Genomic DNA, 6,304 nt, shown 5'->3' with positions numbered 1-6,304 from the left:
CAGCTTCAATTCAATGACCGTGTTGCACTCAGCTCCTGCAACCGCCCACATTAACTATTAATGGATTAGATGACGGTGGGGCCTACTGAAGCAGGCTGAGACAGCGGCCTCGACGACGCGGGGGCACTCAAGCGGCGGCAGGCAATCGGCTGACCATGACGTAATGATCGTTGCCTGACACTGTCCGCAATAACGCCATGCCTTCGACCTCCGCTATCACCTCACTAGGGGGTGTGACAATTGTCATCCCATCAACCAGTTGCCCTGAAAGATCGCCATACACATACGCAACGAAACGATCGCCAACTTCAGCTGCATCTACCAGATACGCGTCCACTAGTGCACCCCAATCATGGGCCTGCGCAATCGCCAACTTAGCTGACACCAGACTGGGCAGTCGTATTCCGCCCTCAGCCGTCCAGTCCTGGGAATTCAGACAACTCATGGATTCTCCATCACGTTCGAATTTGAAACCTACTCACTTACTGAAAAAAGCTAAACGCCGGCAGCCCTGTCAGGCTTCATACACTGACAACTAGGTCTGGCCGAAAGCCAGTTTCTTCGGTGGGATAACCACGAGGATTACTCACAAACCGGACGCCATTAACAACCTCATCCACAGCTTCGTGGGTATGGCCAAAGATCCATAGATCGATCTTGAAATCCATCAGGCCATCCCAATTGTTTCCATAGGCTGCTCGCAAGTGAGGATCGGCTCCTTGGTCACTCACGAACTTCATAAGAGGCGGATGGTGAGTCACAACTACACGTTTACCGTTGAATGGCAGAGACAGCTGAGCCTCTAACCACTCCTTCGTCTCTCGATTTCTCGCGATCAGGTCGTCAGGGCGCAAACGCCGATACTGTTCACCGACACGGATAGCGCGAAAGTCATTCAGTGAGTCACGAGCACACCAAGAAGCAGCTACTGGGTCTCCGGTCGCGGCCAGGCTTGTCCAAGCCGTAGCACAGAAAAACTGCACATCACCGTACTCTAAAACCTGATTTTCCAAGACGTGGACGTGCGCCTCAGCAGCGTCAAGCAGCTTGCTGTGAGTTCGATCTATATTCCCGCTGTAGTGCTCATGATTGCCCATGGCGTAGACGACAGGCGTGCTGAAGGCCAGGCTGGCCCATCTGGCCCCCCTGGACTTCACGTGGATGTCGCCGGCTAATACGACCACGTCACAGTCCACCACAGGGGGGACGAAATCGGCGAACTCACAATGTAAATCAGACAGTATGTGAAGCTTCATCCCTAGCCTGCTGACGTCGACTTTCTAATAAATTGATCACTCCCTGGCCGGTCGCCCGGACGCGGCGAGGCTGTCATCTGTAGGCCCACGATAAACGATGGGCGCCATTATTGCCAGCTTTCGATATTTATCGACGCATGACGCTGTGGCCCTATTCTTCGTTTTGAGCGCTCAGCATGCAGAACGAGATAGCAGCAATAGTCCGAGCTCTGCGCGACCTTCGAGGATCGGCCCAGGAGGAGCTCGCCGAGATCAGTTCCCAAGCCAATCTGTCGCGATTGGAGCAAGGGAAAACGCAGGTCTCTTTGGTCAAGCTGAGCAAGATCGCGCGCACCCTAGATTTCGACCTCGTGGCTCTCGTCGCGCTATGCCAGGCTCTCCAGAATGGGTCATCACCTATCGATGTCATGGCGAAGGCTTCGCAGGATTTGGAGGGCTTCATAGCCCTGGGAGGCTTGCAGGGCCTGAAGAAGCACTGGGACGCAGGTGAAGGGCTGGTAAAGCGCACGCGAGGCAAACCCAGCAGCCCAGATCGAATCCGAGCTGTGCTAGAGCTCAAGGCCAGTGGCATGTCGAAGGCGGAGGTGAGTCGAGCGCTGGGTTTGCCTGAAGCGACTGTCAGGCGTTACTGGCTCAAAGAACTGCCTGGTTAGAAAGGGAGTCGTGGGGCACGAGCAAAGAAGCTCTTCACTTGTCCGATTCGATTTAGCGCGGCGGCAGATCCTTGAAGCGCAGCCTGGGATAGATCCGCCTTTCCTCAGCGCATTTGGAAATCTGGAAGAACGCTGACAGCAGTGCATCTTCCGAAGGGCAGTGGCGGGTCATCACCTCGAACTCGTTGTAATCGAAGGCTAGGACGCGGACACCAACCTCATCCATGAACTTCAAAATCATGGTGCTGTATTCATCGTAGTTGTCGATAAAAAACTCTCTGACCACGACAACTCCCACCAGGGGTCGTGCAGCAAGATCAATGTCCAAGGGCGTGCCGCCCACAAGCGCCAAGGCTGGATTGCCTTCTCGCTTGATCGTTGAAATAGCGCCACGTAGTTGCTGAAGACCGTTCTTCAACTGACTTGTAGCCTTCTTTCGCTTTCTCTCAAGCGTTGTGTTCAACGTCGCTGGGGTATTGGGACTGTCCTTCGCCTGCAGCAGTAAAGTCACTTCATCGCCCATTACCACTACGTCAGCCAGCTCCTCGCCATCGGAGACCTTCAAGGGGCCATGGATGATCCGCTCGGAGGTATATGCCCGCTGGAGCAGATAGATGATATCCAGTTCCTGAAACGTACCCGGCTCAGTGCGCTCCAACTGTGTATTGGAAAAGCCTTTGGAGCCTCGAAAGTCCTGGCGGGTCAGGTCGGTGATCAAATAGTCCGAGGGGAACAAATCCTCCCCTAGTAACACCGTTGCGGCACGAGCGTCGTCCTCATAGGTCGTGAGGCTGAACCACCTGTCCGCCTGCTCATACATCTTGGGCCAGTGATCTGCTCCAATTGGGCTGAGTGTACCGAGCTCCTTGCGGAGCTGACCAAGCTTCGCCTGGGCCTTACAACTGAACAGCTCACGGTTGTGCTCGTCGAAAAAGCACACACTGAACTCGTCAGGGAAGCTCTGCAGTGCCTCGGTGAGAGGGTCACCTGGGATGAGTGGGGTTTTGATCAATAGCGGGCTTTGTGGGTCATCAAAGCAGGCAGTGAGAAGCGTAAATCCCGTCGTTTCGTCTACCTTGTATGGCGCCAGGTAAAGCTTCAATTCGCGCCTTTGCTGAGCGGCCAGGATCAGCTCTTTCCCTGCCTTGATTACCAGCACGGAGCCCTCAGGGCCTTCAACGATCCATAATCCACGGGCTAATACAGCGATTTGCTGAAGCGATTGTGGCTTCATGATCGTGAGGTACATGTGAACTCCTTGGTGCCTGATTGCGTCCTGCATAACCTGAAGCCTACGCTGGAGGTCGCCCGAGAGATAGCCGCTCACTGGTATATCAAGATCGAAGTATTCACCTGGAGCAGGCCTGCCCGGCTATGCCTACCTGAAGGATGTGTTGACGCGCCTGCCTACGCAGCGAGCTAGTGAGATTGCCGAGCTGTTACCACACAGGTGGGTGACCGTTTAATCACGCAGGGTGTCTTGGACTTGTGCTTACCAAGCTTCTACATTTTGCGCCAGACCAAAGCAGGAATTGCTCGGATGTAAATTAGCTCGCTGACCAACTCAATCAGCGTTTGAGTGATAACTGCTGCCGCAGCGAGCCCTCTGATTTCTTCGGGCAAAGCCAGTGCCAGGGGCAGAACCACCAATGAATTTCGTGTCGAGCTACTGAACGCCACTGATCTTGCAGTGATGGCCGGCAATTTAAATGCCCGCGCAACCAGCGCACCGACCAGTGGTGCCAAGAGCATGAAACCGAGGTAGACGGGAATAACGGGCAGTAGCTTGTCCATGTCCCTGACCACTGCTGAGATCTGAGAGCCGACCACTACGACCAACACAGCCGCCATAGCTGGCACAGGCATCCAAGCCCATGCATTGTTCCAGCCCTCAACGACGCGTGACCTCTTTGCCCCGGCAGCTGTTGCTACTGCCAAGACCAAGGGTAAAGCGATCAGCACTACGAAGGCCTCAACAAATGGGCCGACCGATATAACCACCGCCGAGTCATTACCCACCATGAAGGCTAGATAGAGGGGCAGTAGCACAAGCTGAAGCAAGAGTAGTAATGGCGTTGCCGCCAGAGTCAGTTTGGAGTCGCCCTTACCGATATGGGTAAACACCACCACATAATCGATACAAGGCGTCAGCAAGACCAATAGTGCGCCCACCAAAATCGCCGGGTGGTCGGCTAGGCCCATCGTCAACGCCCAAACCAACAGGGGGATGGCGACGAAATTGGCGGTCAGCAGCGCGGTCATGAAACGCTTGTTTGCAAGCCCTTCGCGGAGATCCAGGAATGGGATCTGTAGAAACATGGCGTACATCAGCACAGCGATAGCTGGTGTCACCAACGCACCTAACGCTTGAGAGGCATCAGGTGCGAGCAGGCCTCCGATAGCCGCGACAATGACCGCGACGAAGTAAACGGGAATCTGGTTCTTCTCTAGCTGTTCTCTGTCCACGGAATGCCCTTAAAACGCGTGAAATCATTTTTCGATTGAGCAGGTTAATATCTGTAGCTACTACAGGTTCAAGAAAATGCTTGGGGAGTTTGGATGTCAGGAATCGGAGCGCTGTCGAAATCAACGGGTTGCCACATTGAAACGATTCGCTACTACGAGAAAATAGGCCTTCTCCCTCCGGCCCTACGGTCGACAGGGGGGCATCGAATCTATACCGAAAAGCATCGGTCACGACTCATCTTCATCCGGCAGAATCGTGAACTGGGCTTTCCACTCGACGATATCCGCGAACTCATTGCGCTCGCGGCAGATGCTGATCGTCCGTGTGCTGATGCGTTGTCGGTGGTCAAGAAGCACTTGGCAGAAGTGGAATCTAAGGTAGCTAAGCTCCAGCAGATCCGGATAGAGCTGCTCTCAATGGCAGGCACGTGTGAGTCAACATGCCTAGGGAAACTCTTATATGGACGCCTCCCGAAGCTCAATGGGGTAGTCATGCTGACGTATAGGTAGGAGCAGTCTTATATCCGGCCTGTTTGTGCAGGCCGACAAGCCTACTGGCCCTGATGGAATCCGCTGACGAGGCCCTCATCTGAAAATCGAGCTGATGGTGTGCCCATAGCTCATATTCCCTACCAGGTTTACCTCGTCACGGTCTGACCTATTTCGCCATCACGTATCTACCGCGTGCGCTCCTTGTGAAGCCTTTTGTCTATAAGCTTTTTCAATGCCCTACAGGGCATGCCGTAAAGAGTTCTGCGCGATATCGGGAGCCTTTGACCAGCACAGCCCAAACGGTTCTCGCGAGTTTATTGGCAACTGCGGCCACCACCACGTTATACGGTCGCCTGGCAAGCAAGCGCTCAACCCACTCAGACTTCTGCCCCCTGGCAATGATTGAGCGGGCACCATGCATAAACAGTGTTCGCAGATAGGTGTCACCGCGCTTGCTCAGCCCCAGTTGCCGAACTCGACCACCTGTGCCTGTCTGTCGAGGAACCAGTCCCACCCAAGCGGCAAACTGCCGACCGGAGCGAAAGGTTTTGGCATCGCCCAGCGAGGCAACTGCGGCTGTGGCCGTCAACAAGCCTACTCCGGGGATTTCTGCAATTTTTTGACAATCGAGACGCTCACGCATGCAGTGTTTCAAACGGAGTTCAATCGCTTGGATTTCTTCGTCCAGCCGGATTACCCGTGCCCACTGCTCGCGCAGACTTTCCAACAGCACATGGGGTACTTGATTTTCCGCATCGACGAAGGCGTTAGGCACCGCCTTGGTCAGCGGGGTGTAGCCTTCCGGCAACACAATCCCGAACTCATAGAACAAGCCGCGCAATGCATTGCTTTGCATAATGCGAAATTTCAGCAGTTGAGCGCGGATGCGGTGCAGCGAGAGGATGGCCTGCTGATCAGCTTGTTTGATTGCGACTTGGTGGGCGTCGGGCTGCTGCACTGCTGTCCATATCGCTTGGGCATCAGCCACATCGGTCTTGTTCCTGAGTACGAATGGGCGTACCGAGCGAGGAGCCAGTAAGCGCACCTCATGCCCCAACTGCTGAAGCTGGCGCGCCCACCAGTGCGCACTGCCACAAGCCTCCATCGCTACCAAGTAGGGCTGACGCTCGGCGAAAAACGCCAAAACCTCTTCACGCCGCAGCTTGAAACGTTCGATTTTTCCGGAGCGCTGATCGACGGTATGCAGTTGGAAAACCTTCTTGGCGATGTCCATACCAATCACACTCTGTTTCATGGTGGATCCTCCTGTTAGAGGTGTTCTTGCTGTTCACACGCGTTACTTTGACACTTGTATATCGGGGCCGCGAGATCCGCTTGTCGTGCACAGTGCGGCGGTCGGCCCGCTGCCGGGGGGAGGCGTCCATACCATCTGAAAAAGACTTTCAGATTTGGTGAAATAGCCGCCTGATCCGAACA

At 54.7% G+C, this 6,304-nt stretch carries 6 protein-coding genes and 1 pseudogene; 2 read left to right on the top strand and 5 right to left on the bottom strand.

The genetic code is table 11. The features are described from left to right. Positions 1-127 precede the first annotated feature (127 nt). The gene (locus H096_RS24090) at positions 128-445 is read right to left on the bottom strand and encodes a hypothetical protein (RefSeq protein WP_033901845.1); all 318 of its coding nucleotides are present in this window, start codon (positions 443-445) and stop codon (positions 128-130) included. A 76-nt stretch (positions 446-521) separates the two neighbouring features. Beyond that, positions 522-1,256, bottom strand: coding sequence for a metallophosphoesterase (locus H096_RS24085; RefSeq protein WP_033901844.1), 735 nt, complete (start codon positions 1,254-1,256; stop codon positions 522-524). Between the two features lie 176 nt (positions 1,257-1,432). Here H096_RS24085 and H096_RS24080 point away from each other — a divergent pair, with 176 nt between their 5' ends. After that, complete coding sequence (locus H096_RS24080; protein WP_033901843.1) at positions 1,433-1,909, top strand: helix-turn-helix domain-containing protein; 477 nt, start codon at positions 1,433-1,435, stop codon at positions 1,907-1,909. Between the two features lie 52 nt (positions 1,910-1,961). On the opposite strand, the gene H096_RS34590 is transcribed toward H096_RS24080, so the two are convergent. Then, a complete protein-coding gene (locus tag H096_RS34590) occupies positions 1,962-3,158 on the bottom strand; it encodes a hypothetical protein (protein ID WP_228386024.1) in 1,197 nt (398 codons plus the stop codon). Between the two features lie 124 nt (positions 3,159-3,282). Between H096_RS34590 and H096_RS33550 the strand changes: the two are divergent. Next, positions 3,283-3,375: pseudogene (locus H096_RS33550) on the top strand (transposase domain-containing protein); the annotation flags it as partial. A 37-nt stretch (positions 3,376-3,412) separates the two neighbouring features. Here H096_RS33550 and H096_RS24070 read toward each other — a convergent pair. Together H096_RS24070 and H096_RS24060 are read right to left on the bottom strand one after the other, a co-directional pair. After that, complete coding sequence (locus H096_RS24070; protein WP_033901842.1) at positions 3,413-4,375, bottom strand: arsenic resistance protein; 963 nt, start codon at positions 4,373-4,375, stop codon at positions 3,413-3,415. Positions 4,376-5,096: 721 nt separating this feature from the next. Beyond that, a complete protein-coding gene (locus H096_RS24060; protein WP_033901841.1) occupies positions 5,097-6,122 on the bottom strand; it encodes an IS110 family transposase in 1,026 nt (341 codons plus the stop codon). Positions 6,123-6,304: the final 182 nt, after the last annotated feature.

The sequence above is a fragment of the Pseudomonas sp. FH1 genome (assembly GCF_000510895.2).
Taxonomy (GTDB): Bacteria; Pseudomonadota; Gammaproteobacteria; order Pseudomonadales; family Pseudomonadaceae; genus Aquipseudomonas; species Aquipseudomonas azotoformans_A.
This window is presented reverse-complemented; position numbering and strand designations above follow the sequence as displayed.